18 protein-coding genes are annotated in these 21981 nt (G+C 67.8%); 5 read left to right on the top strand and 13 right to left on the bottom strand.

Features of this window, described 5'->3' with window-relative positions:
• Positions 1–92: 92 nt before the first annotated feature.
• Positions 93–581 (top strand): hypothetical protein, encoded by a 489-nt coding sequence (locus V6Z91_RS20505; protein ID WP_338760420.1) that lies wholly within the window; start codon positions 93–95, stop codon positions 579–581.
• 90 nt (positions 582–671) lie between these two features.
• Here the strand turns inward: V6Z91_RS20505 and V6Z91_RS20500 are convergent, their stop codons facing one another.
• The 3 genes from V6Z91_RS20500 to V6Z91_RS20490 are packed head-to-tail and all read right to left on the bottom strand — an operon-like array spanning position 672 to position 5023.
• Positions 672–2981, bottom strand: a complete 2310-nt coding sequence (locus tag V6Z91_RS20500; protein WP_338760417.1) for an FdhF/YdeP family oxidoreductase — start codon at positions 2979–2981, stop codon at positions 672–674.
• Positions 2982–2998: 17 nt separating this feature from the next.
• Complete coding sequence (locus V6Z91_RS20495; protein WP_338760414.1) at positions 2999–4015, bottom strand: AI-2E family transporter; 1017 nt, start codon at positions 4013–4015, stop codon at positions 2999–3001.
• Positions 4016–4048: 33 nt separating this feature from the next.
• Positions 4049–5023, bottom strand: a complete 975-nt coding sequence (locus V6Z91_RS20490) for a ribonuclease Z (RefSeq protein WP_338760411.1) — start codon at positions 5021–5023, stop codon at positions 4049–4051.
• A 185-nt stretch (positions 5024–5208) separates the two neighbouring features.
• Here V6Z91_RS20490 and V6Z91_RS20485 point away from each other — a divergent pair, with 185 nt between their 5' ends.
• Complete coding sequence (locus tag V6Z91_RS20485; RefSeq protein ID WP_338760409.1) at positions 5209–5535, top strand: DUF5710 domain-containing protein; 327 nt, start codon at positions 5209–5211, stop codon at positions 5533–5535.
• Between the two features lie 6 nt (positions 5536–5541).
• Here V6Z91_RS20485 and V6Z91_RS20480 read toward each other — a convergent pair whose 3' ends face one another.
• Together V6Z91_RS20480 and V6Z91_RS20475 are read right to left on the bottom strand one after the other, a co-directional pair.
• Entirely contained in the window at positions 5542–5808 is a 267-nt protein-coding gene (locus V6Z91_RS20480; protein WP_338760406.1) for a UBP-type zinc finger domain-containing protein, read from the bottom strand.
• Positions 5809–5892: 84 nt separating this feature from the next.
• On the bottom strand, positions 5893–6306 hold the full coding sequence (locus tag V6Z91_RS20475) for a secondary thiamine-phosphate synthase enzyme YjbQ (RefSeq protein ID WP_338760404.1): 414 nt from the start codon (positions 6304–6306) through the stop codon (positions 5893–5895).
• A 61-nt stretch (positions 6307–6367) separates the two neighbouring features.
• Here V6Z91_RS20475 and V6Z91_RS20470 point away from each other — a divergent pair, with 61 nt between their 5' ends.
• On the top strand, positions 6368–6616 hold the full coding sequence (locus V6Z91_RS20470; protein ID WP_338760401.1) for a DUF3297 family protein: 249 nt from the start codon (positions 6368–6370) through the stop codon (positions 6614–6616).
• Positions 6617–6668: 52 nt separating this feature from the next.
• On the opposite strand, the gene V6Z91_RS20465 is transcribed toward V6Z91_RS20470, so the two are convergent.
• A complete protein-coding gene (locus V6Z91_RS20465; protein WP_338760398.1) occupies positions 6669–7034 on the bottom strand; it encodes a GFA family protein in 366 nt (121 codons plus the stop codon).
• 10 nt (positions 7035–7044) lie between these two features.
• Entirely contained in the window at positions 7045–7482 is a 438-nt protein-coding gene (locus V6Z91_RS20460; RefSeq protein WP_338760396.1) for a nuclear transport factor 2 family protein, read from the bottom strand.
• Positions 7483–7632: 150 nt separating this feature from the next.
• Between V6Z91_RS20460 and V6Z91_RS20455 the strand changes: the two genes are divergently transcribed.
• Positions 7633–9747 (top strand): hypothetical protein, encoded by a 2115-nt coding sequence (locus tag V6Z91_RS20455; RefSeq protein ID WP_338760394.1) that lies wholly within the window; start codon positions 7633–7635, stop codon positions 9745–9747.
• A 169-nt stretch (positions 9748–9916) separates the two neighbouring features.
• Positions 9917–10612, top strand: a complete 696-nt coding sequence (locus V6Z91_RS20450) for a DNA alkylation repair protein (protein ID WP_338760392.1) — start codon at positions 9917–9919, stop codon at positions 10610–10612.
• Here V6Z91_RS20450 and pelA read toward each other — a convergent pair.
• The 6 genes from pelA to V6Z91_RS20420 form a co-directional block, all read right to left on the bottom strand.
• Positions 10609–11898: a pectate lyase gene (gene pelA, locus V6Z91_RS20445; RefSeq protein ID WP_338760390.1), complete on the bottom strand. Its 1290-nt coding sequence runs from the start codon at positions 11896–11898 to the stop codon at positions 10609–10611. The genes V6Z91_RS20450 and pelA overlap by 4 nt on opposite strands.
• A 138-nt stretch (positions 11899–12036) precedes the next feature.
• On the bottom strand, positions 12037–14955 hold the full coding sequence (locus V6Z91_RS20440; protein WP_338760388.1) for a TonB-dependent receptor: 2919 nt from the start codon (positions 14953–14955) through the stop codon (positions 12037–12039).
• A 367-nt stretch (positions 14956–15322) separates the two neighbouring features.
• The gene (locus V6Z91_RS20435; RefSeq protein ID WP_338760386.1) at positions 15323–18427 is read right to left on the bottom strand and encodes a glycoside hydrolase family 2 TIM barrel-domain containing protein; all 3105 of its coding nucleotides are present in this window, start codon (positions 18425–18427) and stop codon (positions 15323–15325) included.
• 237 nt (positions 18428–18664) lie between these two features.
• Entirely contained in the window at positions 18665–19777 is a 1113-nt protein-coding gene (locus V6Z91_RS20430; RefSeq protein ID WP_338760384.1) for a Gfo/Idh/MocA family oxidoreductase, read from the bottom strand.
• Between the two features lie 182 nt (positions 19778–19959).
• Entirely contained in the window at positions 19960–20733 is a 774-nt protein-coding gene (locus V6Z91_RS20425) for an ABC transporter permease (RefSeq protein WP_338760381.1), read from the bottom strand.
• Positions 20734–20747: 14 nt separating this feature from the next.
• Positions 20748–21980 carry an ABC transporter substrate-binding protein gene (locus V6Z91_RS20420; protein ID WP_338760378.1) on the bottom strand — a complete coding sequence of 411 codons (1233 nt, stop codon included), beginning with the start codon at positions 21978–21980 and terminating at the stop codon, positions 20748–20750.
• Between the last annotated feature and the right edge of the window lies 1 nt (position 21981).

Here is a 21981-nt window from a genome sequence, read left to right as displayed (position 1 = left end):
ACGCCGCCGCGCATCTGTCCCGCTTCGGCGCCGCGAATACCGCATGAGTGAGGCTCCCCGTGTACACTGATGTTTTTCAGCCAAGAGCCAAGATGTCCATATTTACCAAAGCCGCGATCAAGCACGAGGCCGACGTGGCGGCCGCCCAGCAAGCCGAGCAGGAACAGGCCGCGCGCCAGGCCCGGCTCGACTTTCGCGAACAGTACCGGGCCACGCTGGAGAACGTGATCCGCCCCCAGCTGGCGGCGATGCGCAAGCAGATGTACGAGCACGACTACGATGGCAAGATCGAGGAAGGCAACGATGGCTGGAACGACTTCGTGCGCCTCACCTTCGTGCCCGACAAGAACCGCCTGGCGGCGCACGCCGGCCGCGATGCCTGCACCCTGACATTCACCGCCACCGAAAGCAATTGCCTGCTCGAATGGGAAAGCGCGTTCGACCGCCATGCGCGCGACGGCTCGGGCAAGGAAGGCGGCACGATTTCGTGCACCCAGCTCACCGCCGAGCGGCTGGAGCAGATGCTGGCCACGTTCTTCGAAAAATCCTTCGAGGCGCGGCGGCGCCGTCGCGCGCCGTAACCGGTTTGCCTTCCGGCGCAGGTGCCGCTTGCATGCGGCGTTGGCGCGCCACGCCATTCCGCCGCGCTGGCGACCGGCACCGTCGCCCGCCTACCCGCTTCGCTCCAGCAACACGGGAATCTGCTTGAACGCCGGCGTGTTCGCGCCGCGCGCCACCAGCGCCGGCGACAGCAGCGGCGTCAGTTCCGGGAAGTAGCCGAACACGTCATCGCCCTGCTGGGACGTGGCCACCAGCCGGATGCCGTCCACGTGGCGCTCGACGCCGTCCGGCGCGGCAGCGCGCACGCGCACGACCTCGCCGTCCTGGAAGCCCAGCCGTGCCAGCGTGCCGCGGCCCACGAACAGCAGGTGGCGGGTGCCGTGCACCCCTCGATACCGGTCCACCTCCCCTTTCGGATCGCGATAGATCGTGGTGTTGTATTGCCGGTGCGCGCGGATGGTGGCCAGGCACAGCACCCGGTCGCCATGCGCAGCGCGGGCGCGGCCCATGATGGTGTCGCGCGGCAGGGCGTGGCCGATGAAGCGCGCCTTGCCCACCGCCGTGCACCATGCGCGGCGGGCGGCGCTGTTCGGCAGGTGGAAGCCGTTCTTGCTGTCCTTGCGGCGTATCTTGTCGTTATATCCCTCGAACCCCTCGACGGCGCCGAAGGCCACCTGCTCGATCCGGTTCCGGGTGGCGTCGTAATCGGTGCCCAGAGTGTCCCAGGCGATCGCCGAGCCGGGCAAGGCGCGCTTGGCCAGCTGGCTGACGATGTACGGTTCCGAGCGCAGCAGGCGGCTGGCGGGCCGGTTGCGGCCCATCGACGCATGCACCATCGACGCCGTGTCTTCCACGCTGACGAATTGCGCGCCGCCCGGCTGCATGTCCAGCTCCGTGCGGCCCAGGCAGGGCAGCAGCAGACCCGTCCTGCCCGGGAACAGGTGGGTGCGATTGAGCTTGGTGGCCACGTGCACGGTCAGGCGCGTGCGCGACAGCGCGTCGAGCACGCGCGGCGTGTCGGGAGCGGCCACTGCAAAGTTGCCGCCCAGGGCCACGAAAGCTTCCACCGTCCCGTCGAGCAGTCCGGCGATCGCGCCGATCGCATCGAGCCCCGGCGCCGCCGGCGGCGTGAAGCCGAACACCCGTTCCAGCCCCGCCAGCCATGCCGCCTTCGGCCGGCTGGTAATGCCGACGGTCCGATCGCCCTGCACGTTCGAGTGGCCGCGCACCGGCATCAGGCCGGCGCCCGGCTTGCCCACGTTCCCGCGCAACAGCATGAGGTTGACGAGCGTCTGGATGGTTTCGATCGCGAATTCGTTCTGGGTGAGGCCCATGCACCACGCGGCGATCGTGGCCGGCGCGGCGATGTAGTAGCCGGCCGCCTCCTCCATCTGCGCCCGGGTCAGTCCGCTGGCGGCCTCGATGTCCGGCCATGCCTGGCTGTCCACCAGTGCGCGGAAGGCGTCGAAGCCGTCGGTATGCGCATCGATGAATGCGCGGTCGACGGCGCCCCGCGCCAGCACGGCCTTGGCGATGCCGGTGATGGCGGCCAGGTCGCCGCCCACGCGCACCTGGTAATACGCGTCGGCCAGCGGCGTGCCGGCGCCCCCCAGCAGGTTGCCGGGCGATTGCGGGTCGGCGAACGCTTCCAGCCCCCGTTCGCGCAAGGGGTTGAAGATGATGATGCGGCAGCCGCGCTGCTTGGCCTCGCGCAGGTCGCCCAGCATGCGCGGGTGGTTCGAGCCGGGGTTGTGGCCAAAGCTCATGATCAGCTGCGCGTGGGCGAAGTCGGCGCGCGTGACGGTGGACTTGCCCACGCCGATCGATTCCGCCAGCGCCATGCCGGACGATTCGTGGCACAGGTTCGACGAGTCGGGCAGGTTGTTCGTGCCGAAGGCGCGCGCGAACAGCTGGTGGATGAACGCCGCCTCGTTGCTGCTGCGGCCCGACGTGTAGAACACGGCCCGGTCCGGGTGCGCCAATGCCCGCAGTTCGGCACCGGCCAGCGCGAACGCGGCCTCCCAGCCGATCTCCCGATAGGTGTCGCTGGCCGCGTCGTAGAGCATGGGCGCCGTGAGGCGGCCGGCCGCTTCCAGCTCCCAGTGATCCTTCGCGCGCAGGGCCGTCACGGTGTGGGCGGCGAAGAAGCCGGGCGTGGCGCGCGCCTTGCCCGCCTCGTGGGCGATGGCCCAGGCGCCCTGCTCGCAGAAGTCGACGGACTTGCTGTCCGGCGAGTCGGGATAGGCGCAGCCGGGGCAATCGATGCCCTGCGGCTGGTTCAGGCGCGGCAAGGTCGCCATGGCCGGCACGGCGCCATTGCCGATCAGCGCCTTGGCGGTGCCGTGCAGGGAGCCGAGGCCGCCGGCCGGCCTGTCGTATGGCCTGATCTCGAAGGGAACGATGGGGATGGTCTTGGTCATCCCGATATTGTAGAGCTTCAGATGAGTTCGCGCGCCCTCAGCTCATCCTTGATATACGCGTAGAACACGGGCGCGGCGATCACGCCGGGAATGCCGAATACCGCCTCGGCGAACAGCATCGCCGCCAGCAGTTCCCAGGCGCGCGCATTGATGTGCGAACCGATGATGCGCGCGTTCAGGAAGTATTCCAGCTTGTGCACGACGATCATGAACACCAGCCCGGCCACGGCCACGTGCAGCGAGTGCGACAGGCTGACCACCACCAGCACCGTGTTCGAGATCAGGTTGCCGATCACCGGCAGCAGGCCGGCCAGGAAGGTGATCGCCACCACGGTCTTGGCGAGCGGCAGGTGCACGCCCGCGAGCGGCAGCACGGCGAAGATGAAGATGGCCGTGATGACGGTGTTGATGCCCGAGATCCACACCTGAGCGAACACGATACTGCGGAACGCGTTGCGCAGGAAGCGCGCCCTTTGCAGCAGCGCCTCGGTGAAGGGACGGTGCGGCGCGCCATCCTCGTTCGTATCGTGCAGCGACGCCATCAGGCCGATCACCATGCCGAGCAGGATGCGCGTCAGGGTCTTGCCCACTTCGGCGCCGGCCGCCTGCGCGGTGCCGGCATGCTCGCGCAGCCAGGTCACCACGGCTTCGCGCAGCGCATGGGCATCCATGGGCAGGTGCTCGCTGATCCAGGGCGGGATCTGGTCGCGCGAGGCATCGATGATGTCCGCCAGCCGCACGAACAGGTGCGTGATACTGTGGGAATCGAGGCGGAACAGCACCACCAGTCCCCAGGTCGCCAGCGCGAGCAGGCCGACCACCACGGCGCCGAGGACGGCCGCCGCCACCATCCGCGCCCGCACGTCGCTGATGCGGCGGCCCAGCACGGGCGCGATCGCATGGATCAGCGCGAACATCAGCAAGCCGGCGAACAGGGCGCCGAGCAAGCCGTTCTTCAGCACGAGCAGCAGGAACAGGGCGATCAGCAGGTAGGAGGCAATGACGCTGTAGCGGGTCTGGAGATTGGGCGGCATGATGGGTTTGGCGGTTGACCGTCGCATTATGCCTCAGCGGGGCGGCAATTCCCTCAACATGCCGGCCTTGTCCAGCGCCTGCCGCGCCAGGTCGCGCGCCAGGAGCAGGTTGCCTTGATACACGGACCGCGCCTCCGACTCGATGTCGGCGAGCGTCAGCGGGCCATGTTGTTGGCTATCCGCGTCCTGGTAGCGCGGGCTGAAATGCGTGAGCACCAGGTTCGGGATGGCTGCCGTGGCGGCGAAGCGCGCCACGCGCAATGCGGAGCTGTGCTGCGGTCCGGGCCCCACTTTTTCCAGGATCGCTTCCGTGTAGGTCGCCTCATGCACCAGCACGTCGGCATCGCGCACCGCGTCGGCCAGCAGCTCGGGCCTGTCGTTGTCGCCGGCGATCACGATGCGGCGCGGGCGGCGCGGCGGCAGCAGCACGTCGGCGGCGCGCACCACGCGGCCGTCCTGCAGCGTCACGTCGGCGCCCCCTTGCAGCGTGCCCCACAACGGGCCGCGCGGCACCCCGGCGGCGGCCAGCTTGCCGGCATCGAGCTTGCGTTCGACGAGGGTCTCGGTGAAACCGTAGGCGAACGAGGGAATGCGGTGCGACAGCGCACAGGCGCTCACCGCCAGGTCCGGCAGCAGGCCGGCCCGGCCCGCATCGGCCACGTCGATGAACTCGACCGGGTACGGCAGGCGCAGCTCGGTGGTGTCCATCACGCCGCGCACATAGCGCTCCAGCGGCGCCGGCCCCACGATGGCGAGCGGCGCGGCGCGGTTCAGCATGCCGGCACTGGCCAGCAAGCCGGGCAAGCCATAGCAATGGTCGCCGTGCAGGTGCGTGATGAAGATGGCGCGCAACTCGTGCAGCGACAGGCTCGTGTGCAGGATGCGGTGCTGCGTGCCCTCCCCGCAGTCGACGAGCACCCAGCCTCCCTCCGTGCGCAGCGCCACCCCGGCCACGTTGCGGGTCTTGGTCGGAGTGCCGGATGAGGTGCCGAGAAATTGCAGTTCCATGGATGTGTGCGTGATTGCCAGGGCGGCATTATGGATGATTCCGCCACGCGGCGGCGTGCGCGTGCGGTTGTCAGGGCTCGACGGTACTTACCGTTGCGCCGTGTTACCGTTGGGATCTCGTGCGATTTCTCCAGCCCGGCCGGCTGCTATAATCCGTGCCCTCAGTTTTCGCTCCACGACCCGCCATGTCCACCGACCTGCCCTTCGATCCGCCCTACAAGCTCGCCCTCGACACGCCCGAAGGAAAACGCTGGGTCGAAGTGCTGCCCGACGGCAGCCGGGTCGACACGGCGCCGCCGGCCACCACGCTGCCGCCGCCGGGCACGCGCGCGGACAATGCGCCCCGCGGCGGCGGCGGTGGCGCATCGACCAAGGCGCAGGTGTTCCTGAACGTGCCGTACGGGGAAAAGGACGAAGCCAAGCGCCTGGGTGCCCGCTGGGACCCGGCGCGCAAGAAATGGTACGTGCCGAACGGCGTCGATGCCGAACAGTTCAGCCGCTGGACCAGCTGACAGCCTTCAGATCGGATCGAACATCCGTTTGTCGACATAGCACCAGCCCCACGTCTCGCCCGGCTGCTGCGAGCGCATCAGCGGGTGGCCCGTCGCGTGGAAGTGCTGCGTCGCATGCCGGTTCTTGGACTGGTCGCAGCAGCCCACGTGGCCGCACACGAGGCAGGTGCGCAGGTGCACCCACGTGTCGCCCATCTTCAGGCATTCCTCGCAGCCGTTCGTGCGCGGCCGGTAGGTGTGGATCTGGTTGAAATGTTGGCACTGCCCGCCCATCGCATCCTCCTGTCTTGAAGGTTCCAGCTTAGCGCCGCCGGTTCCACCTGGCAGCGCCCATTTGGGAGAGATGCGGCCGGGGAATCAGCCCAGCACGGTCACGATCACCGTCCGCCGGTGCGGCGCCGTCCGGTGCTCCCACAGGTAGATGCCCTGCCACGTGCCCAGCAGCAGGCGGCCGCCGCCCACGGGCACTGTCAGCGCCGTGTCGGTCAGCATGGTGCGGCCATGGGCCGCCATGTCGTCCGGCCCTTCCGTGTCGTGGCGGTAGGCCGGATCGCCGTCGGGCGCCAGCCGCGCCACGATCGTTTCCAGGTCGCGCCGCACGTCTGGGTCGGCATTTTCCGTGATCGTCAGCGAACAGCTCGTGTGCTGCACGAATACATGGGCCAGCCCGCAGGCGATGCCCGATTCGCGCACCGCCTGGGCAACCGCATCCGTGATATTGCGCGTGCCGCGGCCGGTGGTGGAAAATTCGAGGATGGTCTGATGAGCCAAGGGCGCGTTCTCCAGCGGTGAGTGTTGTCGTGCGCCGCCATCTGAAGGATAATTGGCGCCCATGAACGATACCACTCAACGCCCAGAACTGCCGGACCACCTGTCCACGGACCCGCGCAGCTCCTTCCACGTGCCCGCCGTGTTCGAACACGACGTCGGCATCCGTTTCAACGACAAGGAGCGTTTCGACGTTTCCGAATACTGCATCAGCGAAGGCTGGATCAAGGTTCCGGCCGGCAAGGCGCTGGACCGCAAGGGCCAGCCCATGCTGATCAAGCTGAAGGGCAAGGTCGAGGCATTCTATAAGTAACTGAGCAAGTAACTGGGCAAATAACAGCGCAAGTAACAGCGCGACTAAGCGCTCAGCGGACCGGCAGCCATGCCGGCTTCGTGTCCGTATACAACTCGCGCTCCACGGGGCCGTCGTACGACGGCTCCAGCGTGCCCAGCGTGACCGCGATCGCCTCCGGCGATTGCGTGCTACGCCAGAACAGCGTCGAGCCGCACACGCGGCAAAAGCCGCGCCGGCCGTGGTCCGACGACGCGTACTCCGTCACCAGCTCCTTCCCGCGTTCGAACGCGAAACCCGCGCTGGGCACGTTCGCATACGAGCCCGCGCCGGCGCCATGCTGCTTCTGGCACATCGTGCAATAACAATGGCTGGCATGGTGCACCGGCCCATCGGCACGGTACGACACGCCGCCGCACAGGCAACTCCCTTTCAGCATTTCGGTCTCCTTACTTCGATGACAGGTTCATGGTCTGCACACCCAGCAGCCGGCACTGGCCGGCCACGTCGACCCAGGTGCGCATGAACTGGTAGCGGTTGGTCTTGAACGTGGTGCCGTCCGCATTCCACTGTTCCACGATCGACACGCCGTGCAGCACGGTGGTGTCGCCCAGCGTGCGCGCCTGCACGTCCCCGGTCGTGCGCGACTTGAAGCGCGTGGGCCTGGCCATCCGTGCCAGCAGCACCGGCTTCGTCTCGATCTCCGAGCCCAGCGTGTGCACCCAGACGTAATCGTCCGCCAGCGCATCGCGCAGGAAGGCGACATTGCCGGTCGCGAGTGCGGCCTCGTATTGCCGGTCGCGGTCGACGAGCACCTCGTGCGGCAGGCAGGCGGCCAAGGCCGGGAGGGGCATCGCACAGCAGAGCAGCAGCAGGTGTCGTTTCATGGCGATCGGATCGAGGACGAGGCTGCCAGTGTACGCCGGGCCGGCCGGCCATGGCCAGTACCGCTCATCCTGTTGAGCGAATCGCCGGGAGCGATGGCAACGCCGCCGGATGCCCCTTAACATGGCCCGATACCGATAACGGGGACATCCATGCGCACCACCCTCTTCCTGCTTGCCGCCCTGGTCGCGGCCGGCGTGCACGCGGCGCCGATCGACCGCCAGGCCGTCGTCACGCGCCACACTCCGCACCTGACACAGCTCGATGCCTGGTCGCCGCTCTCGGTGGGCAACGGCCGCTTCGCCTTCACCGCCGACGTGACAGGGCTGCAGACCTTCGCCGATCATTACTGGAAGAACGGCACCGCGACCGAGACACAGGCGCGGTGGAGCTGGCACACGAACCCGAACCCGAACAACTACAAGCTGGCGGACGCCAACCGCGACTTCACGGCACACGGCCGCACGCTGGGCTACCCGACCAACCAGCGCTCGCCGGCCGGCCAGTGGCTGCGCGAGAATCCGCACACGCAGCCGCTGCCGCGCATCGGCTTCGTGCTGGCGGGGAAGGAGGCGCGCCCGCTGACGCCGGCCGACGTGAGCGCCGTCGACCAGCGCCTCGACCTGTGGCAGGGACACCTCTCCAGCCGCGTCACGCTGCTGGGCGAGCCCGTGTCGGTAGTCAGCGCCGCCGATCCGGGCACGGACACGGTCGCCCTGCGCATCCATTCGCCCCTGCTGGCGCGCGGCGCGCTGGCCGTGCGCATCGCCCTGCCCCTCGGCTACGACCTGAAGGTCAAGCACAACCCGCCGCTGGACTGGAGCGAGCCTGGCTCGCACCGCACCAACGTGCTGGAACAGGCATCGACGCTGCTCGCTGTCGAACACCTGCGCGACTCTTCGCGCTACGCGATGACGGTGGCCAGCGCGGCTCCGCTGGCGATCACCCGGCCCGACCCGCACGCCTTCGTGATTGCCCCGGCGCGCGGCGACACCCTGGATATCACCGTTTCGTTCGCGCAAGAGGGCCGCGCGCCGGCGCTGCGCACGGCCGACGTGCTGCACGCCAGCGCGGCGCATTGGCGGAAGTACTGGCAAAGCGGTGCGGCCATCGACTTCGCCGGCAGCACGGACCCGCGCGCGAAGGAACTGGAACGCCGGGTGGTGCTGTCGCAATACCTGGCCGGCATCCAGCTGGGCGACACCCTGCCGGCCCAGGAGAGCGGCCTGACGACGGCCACCTGGTACGGCAAGCACCACACGGAAATGGTGTGGTGGCATACGGCCCACTTCGCGCTGTGGGGCCGGCCGGAGTACACGGGGCGCACGCTGGATTGGTTCCGGCGCACCCTGCCGGCCGCCCGTGCCGTGGCCGCGGAGCGTGGCCTGAAGGGCGCGCGCTGGATGAAGATGACGGGGCCGGAAGGCCGCGAAAGCCCCGGCGGCAATCCGCTCATCGCGTGGAACCAGCCGCACCCGATCCACCTGGCCGAGCTGATGTACCGCGCCGATCCGTCGCGGGCGACGCTGCAACGCTGGCGCGAGCTGGTGATGGAAACGGCGGCCGGCATGGCATCGATGCTGCACTGGGAAGAGGCGCGGCAGCGCTACGTGCTCGGGCCGCCGATGTGGATCGCCCAGGAGATCTACGACCAGGCCACCAGCATGAATCCCACGTATGAATTGAGCTACTGGGCGCGCGGGCTGGAAATCGCCCAGCAGTGGCGCGAGCGCCTCGGCCTGCCGCGCGACCCGGACTGGGAACACCGCCGCACCCACCTTTCCGCGCTGCCGCAAAAGGACGGCAAGTACGTGGCGATCGAAAGCACGCCGGACACCTGGGACAATCTCGCCAGCCGCCACGACCACCCGTCCTTCCTGATGGCCTTCGGCCAGTTGCCGGGCGACGGCGTCGACCGCGCCGTGATGCGCCGCACGCTGGATGCCACGCTGGCCAGCTGGGACTGGGCGACCAAGATCTGGGGCTGGGATTACCCGATGGTCGCAATGACGGCCGCGCGCCTCGAAGCGCCCGAGCTGGCCGTCGACGTGCTGCTGAAGACCGACGGCCCGAACAACGCCTACACGGCCGCCGGCCACAACCCGAACACGGGCCTGCCCGTCTACCTCCCCGGCAACGGCGCCCTGCTCGCCGCCGTCGGCATGATGGCCGGCGGCTGGGATGGCGGGCCCACCCGTCCCGCCCCCGGCTTCCCCGCCAACGGCAAATGGGTCGTCAAGGCCGAAGGCTTCAAGAAGTTGCCATGAACCCCGGTGACAGGCACCAGGTTTTTTGCAACATTTCCTGAGCACCGGTGACAGGCACCGGTTCTTTTGCAACATTTCCGGAAAACCGGTGACAGGCACCGGGTTTTTTGCAATATTTCCTGGGGACCGGTGCCTGTCACCGGTTTTCTCGCCGGTTCTCTGGAGGAGCATGGATACTGCGGCTACGGTAAGGGAGGTCATCGAATCGCTGGTGCCGCTGGCGGATGCCGATCAGGCGCGCCAGATGAGCGCGTACCAGCGCGACCAGTTCCCCTTCCTCGGCGTTCCCGCGCCGCGGCGCCGCGAGGCGGTCGGCAAGTTGGGCGGCAACTGGAGCCAGCGGGAGGCGCTGGAGGTGGCCGCGCTGCTGTGGGAACTGCCGGAGCGCGAATACAAGTACGCGGCGGCCGACGCCTTGCTGCGAGCGTCGCGCCGGTTCGACGGCACCGCGATCGCCCCCCTGCTGGCGCTGGCCCGGCGCGAGCCGTGGTGGGACACGGTCGATGCCCTCGCCACCGTCGCCGGCACGGTGGTGCGCGCCTGCCGCGCGAGCGATCCTTCGGTGCTGCAAGCGATGGACGGGGCCCTCGTCGACCCATCGCTGTGGGTGCGCCGCATCGCGATGATCCACCAGCGTGGCTGGCGGCTGGAGACGGACGAAGAGCGGCTGTTCCGCTACGCGCTGGCCCTGGCGCCGGAGACCGATTTCTTCATCCGCAAGGCAATCGGCTGGGCGCTGCGCGACTATGGCAGGTGGAACCCCGGTGCGGTCGACGGCTTCCTGGCGCGGCATGCCGGAAGGTTCGCGCCGTTGACGGTCCGCGAAGCCGGCCGGCACCTTGCCGCCCTGCTGCCGGCCGGCTAACGCGCCGCTTGGGCCCGCGTGGCGGACCACTTCGCATGCGCCGCCAGCGCCGCGGCGGGCCCCGTGCCATACCACCCATAGCCGTCGCGCCGCTCGCGGCTGAGCTCATTCACGTCCGTGTGGATCGTGCCATCCCGGTCGCCGAAGATCGGCTTCATCGTGGCGATGTCGTACATGCGCGCCCACATCGGCCCCGCCCCCGGCCGCGCTTCGAGGAAGCGGCCGTTTTCGGCCTTGGCCGACCAGCCCACGTCGCGCACCGCCACGCGCTTGAGCCAGGCCACGCCCGCGTCCACGGCGGCCACGATTTCCGGCGCGGGCCGCGGCAGGCGCATCAGCAAGGTGAGCAGGCGGGCCGTCTCGGAGCTGGACAGCGCCACCGGCTCGAAGTTGCGCGCCCCCACCGGAGCCAGAGTCAGCGGATCGTGCTGCTGCCCCCAGCCCGTCAGCCGGCCATCGACGCGCACCTGGCTGGCCAGCAGCACCTCGATCGCGCGATCGTGCGCCTTCCCGGCACGTTCGGCCAGCGCCGGCGGCACGAAGCCGTAGTCGCCCTGCCGGGCCGCCACGCGAGCCAGCAGGTCGACGGCCTGGGCGAACGCATTGTCGTTGTACGTGATCGCATCGTGGTAGCCGCCCTGCAGCGGGTACACCTGGGGGAAGCCGCCGTTCGGATACTGGGCATCGAGCAGGTAGTTCACCCCTCGCACGAACGACTCGCGGTACCGGTCGCCGTCCGCGCCCGGCAACGCCGCCTGCACGCGTGCCAGGAAGGCCAGTTCCGTGGTCGTGGCATCGTTGTCGATCGTGCCCACGTAATTCCAGCCCCTGGCGGCCGTGATCACGCCGCCGGACGGGTCGTCGTCGATCGGCGCATAATGCTCGCCCTTTTGCCGCAGCGGGCCGGTGCGGTTGACGTTCTTGCCCCAGCCGCCGGCCGGCGTCTGGAAGCTCACGATATTGTCCGCCACGTGCCGCGCCGCGGGCGAAGCGTACCAGGCGGGCGCCTGCCCGAGCGGCATGCCCGAATCGCCATGCAGGCGGGCCTGCGCTTCGGGCGGCGCCGCGCCCCCTGCCCGCTCCGCCGCCAGCGCGGCCTTGTCCCGCTCCATCAGCATGCGCGAGCGCGCCAGGTATTCGCGCCAGGCCGCACGCTCGGTTTCCGCCAGCGTGCCGATGCGCGCTTCGGTCACCGGCTGGGCGCGCGTCATCGTGCCGATTACCGCCGCCCGGGCGCCTGCCGCCAGCGCGCAGGCCAGCGCCAGCGCGATGCAAGTCCTTGTCATCGTTCGTCCCATGTCATCTCCCTTGTCGATCCGGCCGCCCGGCCGGACGGTTTCTCGTTGTCCCGCTTGCCGCCGATCATGGCGAAACACGCGACAAAGCCGGCACATGGCCGGCTTTGTCGCCCAACGGCTGCTGCCTCAGAACTTGTACTCGACCGACAGGCGGTACACGCGGCCCAGCATGTCTGCCATGCTCGTCACATAGCCGCCGCTGTACGTACTGTTGGCGGTGAGCGGCGGCCATTCTTCCGTCAGGTTGTTGACACCGAAGCTGATCAAGGTGTTCTTGATGCCCTTGTAGCGCACGTTCAGGTTCAGCTGGCTGTAGTCGTCCACCTTCGTCAGCGTGGCACCGGTGCGGGGGGTCAGGTCGGTCACGCCGCGCTGGTAGCGCTGCGACAGCGTCGCGCCCCACGGCCCCTGCGTCCACCCGATCGACGCCGTGTGCTTCCAGCGCGGATTAATCTGGGGCATGCCGGCCAGGCCGGCGTTCGGGCCCGCGCCGCCGAAGCGGCCGTCGTTGGTGATGATGCCGATATTGGTGTACCACGGGCCATCCTTCTCGGCCTGGAACTCGTACTTGTGGTACCACGTGCCGTCGACCTTGGCGTCGAACGTGCCCACGGCCGTGGCCGGGAAGCGGTAGCCGGCCGACACGTCGGCGCCGCGCACCCGGCTCATCCCGCGGTTGGCCTGGCTGGCGATGATGTAGTCGATCGTGCCGTCGGCGCGCCGCTTGATCTGCTCGGCGTACTTGGCCGGGTTCTGCTGGATCTCGGCGATGGTGACGGTGCCCAGCACGTCCTTGATCTTCAGGCCCCAGTAGTCGACGGTGAGCGACAGGTTCTTGATCGGGTCCCAGGCGAAGCCGAACGAGAAGCCGCGCGATTTTTCCGGCTTCAGGAAGCTGTTGTTCGGCGACTTGGTCCAGTAGGTCTGCTGCAGGTTGCAGACCTGATCATACGCGTAGCCGGCCACCGGGCTGCCGGTGCCGGACACCGTGGGCTGCGAGCTTGGGCACAGCACGGGGTCGTCCATGTCGATCGTGCGCACCTCCGGCGTCGGGTTCTGGATATCCATGATCGACGGCGCGCGGAAGCCCGTCGACAGCGAACTGCGCAGCAGCAGGTTGTCGACGGGGCGCCAGCTGGCGGCCAGGCGTGGATTGACCGTCGTCTGCTTCAGGTCTTCGTAGTAGTCGGCACGCACGGCGCCGTTGACGCTGATCGTGCTGGTGATCGGCGCGTCCACCTCGGCCAGCAGCGAGGCGATGTCGCGCGACAGGCGCCGGCCCACGCCCTGCGGCGATTCGCCGACGAGGTCGTGCACGAGCACATTGCCCGAGGCATCGATGGCGTAGCTGCCGTCGGCCCGCTTGTACACGAAGTCGAGCGGCGCGTCGTAGGTGCGTGCGGCGTCGCGACGCAGTTCGGCCGCCACGGCCAGCGTGAGGTCGCCCCCGCCCAGCGCCATCAGCCCCTTGGACAAGGTTACGTCCACGCTCTTGTTGTAGGCCTTGTTCAGGCGGTAGGTGTAGTTGCGCGCCTCGATGCTGCGCAGGTATTCGAGGCCCGCTTCGTCCTGCGCGCCGAACGGGTTGAGGATACCGTTGGTGAAGCCTTCCTGCGCCTTCGAGTAAAGGATGTAGCCGCCGCCGGCCTTCGTGTCGCGCTTGCTCATGCCCCAGTTGACGCCGGCGCGGTAATCCCAGCCCAGCACCGTACCCTCGGCCGTGAGCACCACGCGATCGTTGGTCTGCTCGTCGTTGCGGTAGGCCGAACCCAGCTCGCCAGGGCCCCAGGCGAAGTAGATCGTGCGGCCGTTCATGTTCAGGTTGCTGACCGTTCCCGGCGTGACGGTACCGTCGACGTACATCGTCGGCGTATTGGTGCCGGTATTGGCGCCCACCACCGGGACCGCCGGCGTGATGCCGTTACCCGGATAGAAGCGGCTGGTCGACGGCAGCGAGTACGTGGTGAACGGATTGCTCGTGCCGGGGGTCTGCATGCCCCGGAACTTCTGCACGTTGAACTTGGCGTGCAGCACGTCGATATCGATCTTGTGGCCGCCCGGCAGGTTGAAGCTGGCGCGGCCCGAGATGTTCTGGATTTCGCTGCCGTCGGTAACGGCGTTGTAGAACAGCGGGTTGCGGTAGCAGCCCGGCGCGTAGACCGGCGGCGTGTTCAGGCTCTGGTTGCCCAGCGTGGGCCGCGAATACGGCTCCAGGCAGCCGCCGGCGAACGCGGGGTTGTAGTTCTGGTTGGCCGCGCGCGTGAAGCCGAAGTTGGCCGTGGGGCTGGGGTTGCGGCCGTCCGGCTGCAGGCCCAGGCCCAGCGTGCGCAGCACGTCGGGATCGTGCTGCTCGGCGCGCTCGCCCTGGAACAGCGCGGTCTTCTTCTGGTGGTCGAAGGCGATGTAAGCGTTCCAGCCGTCGCGCCCGAGATTGCCCCAGCCGGCAATGGCGCCGAAGCTGGTGGTATCGCCGCCGCCGCTCATCTCCGGCGTGGCGTATTCGGCCTTCACGGCCACGCCCTCGAAGCCGCGCTTCGTGTAGAAGTTCTGCACCCCGCCGATCGCATCGGCGCCATAGGTGGACGACGCGCCGCTGGCCAGCGTCTCCACGCGCTCGAGTGCCATGCGGGGGATGACGTTGACGGACACGTATTGGTCCTGCAACGGCTCGTTGGCCAGGCGGCGGCCGTTCAGGAGCGTCAGCGTGCGCATCGGGCCGAGGCCGCGCAGGTTCGTCATCGGGCCCGCGGCGCCCGAGTTGGTGCCCAGCGACAGCGACTGCGGCTGCTCCAGCACGAGGTCCTTCAATTCGGTATGGCCGCGCGTCTCCAGCTCGGCGGCCCTGATCGTGGTGAGCGGCGTGGCGCCCTCGGTGGCTGCGCTGCGGCGGATCAGCGAGCCGGTCACGACGACCGATTGCACTTCGGCCTGGGCCTCCGGTGCGGCCGCCTGGGCATGCGCCTGGCCAGTCATCTCGCCTACCGCGACCGCCACCGCGAGCGCCATCCTCGCCCGGCGCAATCCGGGTTGTGCTAAGTACTTCATACGTCTCCTCCGCCTGTCTTTTTTGAAATTGGCTAGATCAGTTACTCGTACTGGTAGACCAGTCCTTGGATTGGCCGGACCAGTTCTCACGAGTATGCGCTCACAGCCAGGCTGGAGTCACGGGTAACATGCATCATCGTTGTGAATTTGCATCATCAGCCAAACGCTCAACAAATTGAGTGGCATGGATGATGGCTGACTGGTAGGGGAGGCAAAGCGGAGTGACGGAATGGATGAGCTTGTGTCACATGGTGCCATCTCATGGTGCCAGGCACCGAGTGACACGAGCTCATGCGTTGCTACGGTCGTGCTCGTGTCTCGTGGGGTCAGACCCCAGAGACACGGGCTCAGCTGCAACCGCCGGGCGTCAGCGCGGCGCGATGGTGAAGCGGTAGCTTGCCCTCTCCAGCGGGATGCGGTACTTGACCAGCGGCCGGCCGTTGGTGCTCCAGCCGTCGTCGCCGCCCACGCCGGCCTGGGCCAGGTCGATCAGCACGCTGCCATTGCCCCGCGGCCCGATGTCGGAACTCTTCCACGTGCCGCGCGGGCGCAGGTACAGGTCCTCGTACGGGAACGGCAACGCGTTGAACGCCAGCGGCGTGGCGCCGCGCACGGTGATGCCCGGAACACCATCGCCGGCCAGCGCGAACCAGCGCACGTCGGTCTTGTTGCCGCTTTCCTGGGGCCGCATGTAGCCGTGGTACTGGTCGGCCAGCTTGCCGTTCCACAGTCCCAGCGCCGCGCCGGTCTTGCGGTCGACGTAGGACTCATGCGGGCCGCGGCCGTACCAGCTCAGCGTGTCGAGCCGCGGCACGCTGGCGAAGGAGAGGCCGAGGCGCAGCGGGTCGGGCAGGTCGTCGCGCAGCGGCATGAAGGTGGCCTGCACGTCCACGCTGCCGTCGCGTTGCATGCGGTAGACGTTTTCCCAGTGCGCGGCGCCGGCGCCGAATGAGTACAGCACCTTGACGGCGTCACGGTCGATCGTCACGTCGCGCACCTGGCGCCGTTTCGTGAAATCGCCCCAGACGGCATGGGTTTTCATCGTGCCCGTGCCTTCGTCGTTATCCGTCATGCCGCGCCAGAAGTTCGGCGTGCCGCCCGTGAGCACCGGCTGGCCGCCGACGCTGTAGCTGACCGTGCCCGTCCTGGCATCGAGTTCCAGGCGCGCGGACGGCGTCGCCAGCACGATCGAATCGCCATCACGCTGTGGCGTGACGCCCGCCACGGCGCGTGCCGGCTTGGCGGCCGATGGCAGCACGAACTGCGACCAGCCGACCACGGAGCCAGCGGCGACGCCCTGCTCCGCCGTGCGCAGTTTCGCACGCACCGTCAGCACGTATTCGCCATCGCCCCGCGCGCGGGCCGGCAGTGCCAGCCGCACGTCCTGCCGCGCGCCCGCTTCGGCCTTCACGCCGGCAAGCGGGCCATTCGCAACCGCATTACCGTCGCGCAGCAGCTCCCAATCGAAGTCCAGGTGATCCAGGTTGCGGAAGTCGTAGCGGTTGACGACCGTGATGCGGCCCTTTTCCGGGCTGCCCTCGAACACCACCGGCGAATACACCTTTTGCAGCTCGTAGTATTCCGGGTCCGGCGTGCGGTCGCCGCGCACCACGCCGTCGCCGATCACGCTGTTGTCGCCCCGCTTGGGATTCAGGTCGAAGCCCGAGGCCCAGTACTGCCTTCCCTGCTCGTCCTTCGCGAGCACGCTCTGGTCGACCCAGTCCCAGATGAAGCCCCCTTGCAGCTTGCGGTGCGCGCGGATCGTCTCCCAGTAGTCTTCCAGGTTGCCCAGCGAGTTGCCCATCGCGTGGGCGTATTCGCACTGGATCATCGGCTGGCGGAAGCCGGGGTCCTGGGCATAGTCGATCATCTTCGTGATGTCGTCGTACATGGGCGCGTAGATGTCCACGTAGTCGTTCGGCGAGTGCTTCTCGATGAGCGTGCCGTGGCCCAGGTAGCTGATCAGCCGCGTCGGATCGGCCTTCCTGATCCAGGCCGCGGCCTCCTCGAAGTTCGGGCCCGTCCCGGCTTCGTTCCCCAGCGACCAGAAGATGATCGACGGGTGGTTCTTGTCGCGCTCCACCATCCGGCTCACGCGGTCCAGGTGCGCCGCGCGCCAGTGCGGCTTGTAGCCCAGCTGGATCTTCGCCCGCTCCTCGGGACTGCCGGCGCGGTCGCCCTTTTCCATGTATTCGTGCGACTCGATGTTCGCTTCGTCCATCACATACAGCCCGTATTCGTCGGCCAGGTCGTACAGGCGCGGATCGTTCGGGTAGTGCGAAGTGCGCAGGGCGTTGACGTTCGCCTGCTTCATCATCTCGATATCGCGGCGCATCGACTCCATCGACATCACGCGGTACGTGACGGGGTCGTGCTCATGGCGGTTCACGCCGCGGATCATCACGCGGCGTCCATTCACGCGCACCTCGCCATCGGCGATCTCCACGGTGCGAAAGCCGATGCGGCGCGACGTGGCCGACAGCAGGTGGCCCTGCACGTCGTGGAGTTCGACGACGAGCGTGTACAGGTTCGGCGTCTCGGCCGACCAGGGTTTCACTTCCGGCACGGCGCCGGACAGCACCACCGTGCGCTCGGCGCCGGCCGAACCTTTCAGCTCCAGTATGGAATGCGCGCCGTCGAGCACCCGGGCGCGGACTTCGACGACGGCCGGGTCGCCCGCCACCTCGGCGGCCAGCTCGAAGCGGCCGTCGCGGTAGGATGTCTTGTCCAGCGAGGCGGTCACCTTGAAGTCGCGCAGGCGCGTCTTCGGTTCGGCATACAGGTAGACGCTGCGCTCGATGCCGGACACGCGCCAGAAGTCCTGGTCTTCCAGGTAGGAGCCGTCGGCCCAGCGATACACCTCGATCGCCACCGTGTTGCGGCCCGCGCGCACGAAGCGGGTCACGTCGAACTCGGAGGGCAGCTTGGAATCCTCGGAGTAGCCCACCCGCTCGCCGTTCACCCACACATAGTACGCGGCGCCGGCCGCGCCGATATGCAGGAATACGTCGCGGCCGTTCCAGTCCGCCGGCAGTTCGATGTCGCGCCGGTAGGAGCCCACCTCGTTCAAATCGTGCGGAATGAACGGCTCGTTGGCGGGGAACGGGTACTGGATGTTCGTGAAGATCGGCTTGCCATAGCCCTGCGCCTGCATCATGCCGGGCACCTGCACGGTGGCCCACTTGCTGGTGTCGAACGAAGGCTTGTAGAAGTTCTTCGGTCGCGCCTGCGGGTTCGGCGAGTAGGCGAACGACCAGGCGCCGTCCAGCGACTTGAACCAGTTCGACGCCGCCTTGTCGCCGGCCAGCGCCTTGTCGACGGATTCGTAGTTGAAGAAAGTGGCCTTCATGGGCAGCCGGTTCACGGCCACCACTTCCGGCTGCTCCCATTCGGCCCGCGCCTGATCGGCCGCCAAGGCCGGCAATGCAAGCGCCAGCGCGATCGCGGCGGACAGCGTCGTTCGTTTCAGCATGGTCTCCTCTGTGGTATCGTTATCAGAAGACGTTAGCTTAACGGAAACTGTTGCAAAAACAACCCTTGACGAGCATCGATGTTGAAAACCGGTGACAGGCTCCGATTTTCAGGAAATATTTCCAAAAAATCGGAGCCTGGGAGGAGTGGTGGCATGCATGCCACCACCGCTTTATCGGCACCGAGCATGCTCGGCGAATCCCCTATAAAGCCACCGGTGTTCGGGAAATGTTTCCCGTCAGGCCTTGAGGGCGATGCGCCGTTTTTCGCGGGCGGACTGGTAGACGGCTTCGATGATGCGGATGTCGCGCAAGCCCTCCTCGCCCGGCACGATCGGCTCGCGGTTCTCGAGCACGCATTGGGCAAGGTGGTCGAGCTGGCCGGCGAACTGCGTCTTGCCAGGGCCGGGCGGCGGCTTGATCTCGTTCTCGCGGCCCTTGCCGACCCACAGGCGGTTGCCGCTGTAGGCCGTGGCCGGTTCCATCTCGATGCGGCCCTTGTCGCCCATCAGCAGCACGTGGTTCTGGTTGGCGCTGTACATCGACATGCACGATCCGATCACACCGGACGGGAATTCGAGCTGGAACTCGATCATGTCCTCCACTTCCCGGAAGCGCGGGTCGTTGCGGTCGGTCGTTTCCTTCGCGTAGACGGAGACCGGTTCCTCGCCCGTCATGTAGCGCGCGGCCTGCAAGGCATAGATGCCGATATCCATCATCGACCCGCCGCCGGACATGGCCTTCTTCAGCCGCCATGCGTTCGGATCGCCGGCATTGAAGCCGTGCTCGGAGCGGAAGTAGCGCAGCTTGCCGATCTCGCCGGCGCGGGCGCGGCGGATCGCTTCCAGGTTGGTCGGTTCGAAGTGGCAGCGGTAGCCGATCATCAGCTTCTTGCCGGCCTGGCGGCAGGCGGCGATCATCGCCTCGCACTCCTTCGAGGACACCGCCATCGGCTTCTCGCACAGCACGTGCTTGCCGGCTTTCGCGGCGCGGATCGTGTACTCGGCGTGCATGGACACCGGCAGGCAGATGTAGACGATGTCGATATCGGGATTGTCGCGGATCTTGTCGTAGTTCTCGTAGTTGTAGATGCCGCTTTCGGGCACGCCGTACTCCGCCGCCACCCGCTTCGCCTTGGCCGGGTCGCCGGACACCAGCGCCACCAGCCGGCTCCGCTCGCAGTTCTTGAACTGGGGGATGATCTGGCCGAGGCCATACCCGCCCAGCCCCACGATCGCATACCCCACCTTGCGTCCCGCCGGCTGCGCCAGCGCGCCGCTACCGATCGCCGACGCCGCAATGGCGCCGCCGGCGGCGAGAACGAAACCACGTCGATCCAGATCCACACTCATCCCCAGCTCCTCTCCAAGTCGTTGACAACGATTTCAGGCTGGCGGTAATTTTATATCAATGCCGGGCGCGCGGCGCCCGAATGCGGTTGAGAGAGCGCGGCAACCAGGACGATCGCCTGCTCTTGACAGATGAGTTCGTGTCAGGGGGGCAGGCACCATGACACGGACTCGACTGTAGAAGGTCAGCTGAATGCGCCCTGCTTCGCCGGCTTCGCATGCAGCCACCGCGCATGCGCGGCGCGGGCGGCGTAGTCCAGCGCGTAGCCCAGCAGGCCGATGAGGATGATGGCGGCGGTCAGCTCCGAATAGGCGAGCCGGTCGCGCGTGTCCAGGATGAAGTAGCCCAGGCCCGCGGACACACCCAGCATCTCGGCCGGCACCAGCACGATCCAGATGATGCCGATCGCGAGGCGCACGCCGGTGAGGATGTGCGCGGTGATGCCCGGCAGGACCACGCGCCACACGATCTCGAAGCGCGTGGCCGACAGGCTGCGCGCCAGCAGCATCCAGTTCGGATCGAGCTGCGCCACGCCGGCCACCGTGTTCAGCATCAGCGGCCACGTGGCGGCGAAAGCCAGCAGGAAATAGACCGGGGCGTCGCCCACGCCCAGCGCCATCACGGCCAGCGGCATCCACGACAGCGGCGACACCATGCGCAGCAGCTGGAACAGCGGCGTACTCGCCTGCGAGAAGCCGCGCGACAGTGCCACCAGGATCCCCAGCGGCACGCCGACGACGATGGCGCACAGCAGGCCGATGCCCACGCGCTTCAGGCTCACGGCCACGTGCAGCCAGATATCCGGCCCCTTCACCATCTCGATGAAGGCATGCGCCGTAGCCAGCGGCGCGAAGGCGGCGGCGATCGGCGTGCGCGCCTCCAGCGCGGAGACGCCCAGTGCCCACAGCGCCACCGCCAGCGCGATGCCCACCACGGGCAGCAGCGCCCTTGCCAACATCGTTGCCGGCATCGTCAAACGGCCACCGTTTCAGTGCGCAGCAGGTTGGCCGGCAGGCCGAAGGCGGCGGGACCGCCGGCGGCGGCGATCGACTTGCGAACGAAGCGGTCGTCCACCAGGTCGCGCGCCACGAACTTCGGATCGAGGCCGGCCAGGAACTTCGTGTCGCCCTCGACCTTCGTCTGCGCCAGCGCACGCACCAGCTCCTCGGTGTAGGACGGGAACGGATACGGCTGGAAGTCGATGCGGCGCTGCTGCCAGGCCGGGTGGGCGACGATGCCGCGCTTCTGGTATTCCGTGTAGTCGGTCACGGCCAGCACCTTCGTCAGCGGCTGCAGCTGGTGCGGCGTGTACCGGTTCGAGCCGGACGACGACAACAGCTTGGCCGTTTCCACCTGGTTGGAACGGGACCACAGCTGGGCGTTGACGATCGCATTCGTCACGCGCTGCGACCACTCCGGCTTCTCGGCGAGGTCGCGCTCGGCCAGGAACGTCACGCAGCACGCGTGGTTCTTCCACACGTCGCCGGAGAAGCGCAGGATCTTGCCCACGCCGGCCGTCTCGGCCAGCGCGTTGAACGGCTCGGCCACGATATAGCCGGCGATCGACTTGGCCGCCAGCGCGGACACCATCTCCGACGGCGCCAGCACCACCAGGTTCACCTCGTTCTTTTTCAGCTCGGCGTTGCGGCCCTTCGTCACGACCGTCAGCTTGTTCGCCGCCAGCAGCTTTTGCAGCAGGATGTTGTGGATCGAGTACCAGAACGGGATCGCCACCGTCTTGCCGCCCAGGTCCGCCACCGAATTGATGTCGTTCAGTACCGTCAGGCCCGAGCCGTTGACGTGGTTCCACGCCACCACCTTGGCCGGGAATTTCGAACCGTAGCGCACCCACAGCGTGGCCGGCGACAGCAGGTGGATCACGTTCACCTGGCCGGACACGAACGCCTCCACGATCTGCGCCCAGCTGCGGAACAGGCGCGGCGCTTCGGTCTTGAGGCCCTGTGCCTCGAACAGCTTGCGGCCATGCGCCACCAGCAGCGGCGCCGCGTCGGTGATCGGCAGGTAGCCGATCTTCACGGGCTGGTCGTCGCCCTTGAACGCCTGGGCGCGGGCATCGCCGGCAAACAGCAGCGGGGCCGCGGCGCTGGCCGTGGCCAGCGTGGACATGCGCAGGAAGTCGCGGCGCGTCATGCCGCAGCCGCAGTCGGACGAAGCGCAGATATGGATGTTGTCTTTGTTGTTCATC

The sequence above is a fragment of the Massilia sp. METH4 genome (genome assembly GCF_037094685.1).
Lineage (GTDB): Bacteria > Pseudomonadota > Gammaproteobacteria > Burkholderiales > Burkholderiaceae_D > Rugamonas.
Note: the sequence above shows the minus strand (reverse complement) of the source record. Positions and strands in the feature narration are given on the sequence as shown.

Excerpts from the sequence above, each read along its gene's own strand:
- V6Z91_RS20420 (WP_338760378.1), bottom strand. The coding sequence starts at position 21,980 with ATGAACAACAAAGACAACATCCATATCTGCGCTTCGTCCGACTGCGGC.
- V6Z91_RS20470 (WP_338760401.1), top strand. The coding sequence starts at position 6,368 with ATGAACGATACCACTCAACGCCCAGAACTGCCGGACCACCTGTCCACG.
- pelA (WP_338760390.1), bottom strand. The coding sequence starts at position 11,898 with ATGACAAGGACTTGCATCGCGCTGGCGCTGGCCTGCGCGCTGGCGGCA.
- V6Z91_RS20485 (WP_338760409.1), top strand. The coding sequence starts at position 5,209 with ATGTCCACCGACCTGCCCTTCGATCCGCCCTACAAGCTCGCCCTCGAC.
- V6Z91_RS20480 (WP_338760406.1), bottom strand. The coding sequence starts at position 5,808 with ATGGGCGGGCAGTGCCAACATTTCAACCAGATCCACACCTACCGGCCG.
- V6Z91_RS20495 (WP_338760414.1), bottom strand. The coding sequence starts at position 4,015 with ATGCCGCCCAATCTCCAGACCCGCTACAGCGTCATTGCCTCCTACCTG.
- V6Z91_RS20500 (WP_338760417.1), bottom strand. The coding sequence starts at position 2,981 with ATGACCAAGACCATCCCCATCGTTCCCTTCGAGATCAGGCCATACGAC.
- V6Z91_RS20450 (WP_338760392.1), top strand. The coding sequence starts at position 9,917 with ATGGATACTGCGGCTACGGTAAGGGAGGTCATCGAATCGCTGGTGCCG.
- V6Z91_RS20430 (WP_338760384.1), bottom strand. The coding sequence starts at position 19,777 with ATGAGTGTGGATCTGGATCGACGTGGTTTCGTTCTCGCCGCCGGCGGC.
- V6Z91_RS20465 (WP_338760398.1), bottom strand. The coding sequence starts at position 7,034 with ATGCTGAAAGGGAGTTGCCTGTGCGGCGGCGTGTCGTACCGTGCCGAT.
- V6Z91_RS20435 (WP_338760386.1), bottom strand. The coding sequence starts at position 18,427 with ATGCTGAAACGAACGACGCTGTCCGCCGCGATCGCGCTGGCGCTTGCA.
- V6Z91_RS20505 (WP_338760420.1), top strand. The coding sequence starts at position 93 with ATGTCCATATTTACCAAAGCCGCGATCAAGCACGAGGCCGACGTGGCG.
- V6Z91_RS20425 (WP_338760381.1), bottom strand. The coding sequence starts at position 20,733 with ATGTTGGCAAGGGCGCTGCTGCCCGTGGTGGGCATCGCGCTGGCGGTG.
- V6Z91_RS20455 (WP_338760394.1), top strand. The coding sequence starts at position 7,633 with ATGCGCACCACCCTCTTCCTGCTTGCCGCCCTGGTCGCGGCCGGCGTG.
- V6Z91_RS20460 (WP_338760396.1), bottom strand. The coding sequence starts at position 7,482 with ATGAAACGACACCTGCTGCTGCTCTGCTGTGCGATGCCCCTCCCGGCC.
- V6Z91_RS20440 (WP_338760388.1), bottom strand. The coding sequence starts at position 14,955 with ATGAAGTACTTAGCACAACCCGGATTGCGCCGGGCGAGGATGGCGCTC.
- V6Z91_RS20490 (WP_338760411.1), bottom strand. The coding sequence starts at position 5,023 with ATGGAACTGCAATTTCTCGGCACCTCATCCGGCACTCCGACCAAGACC.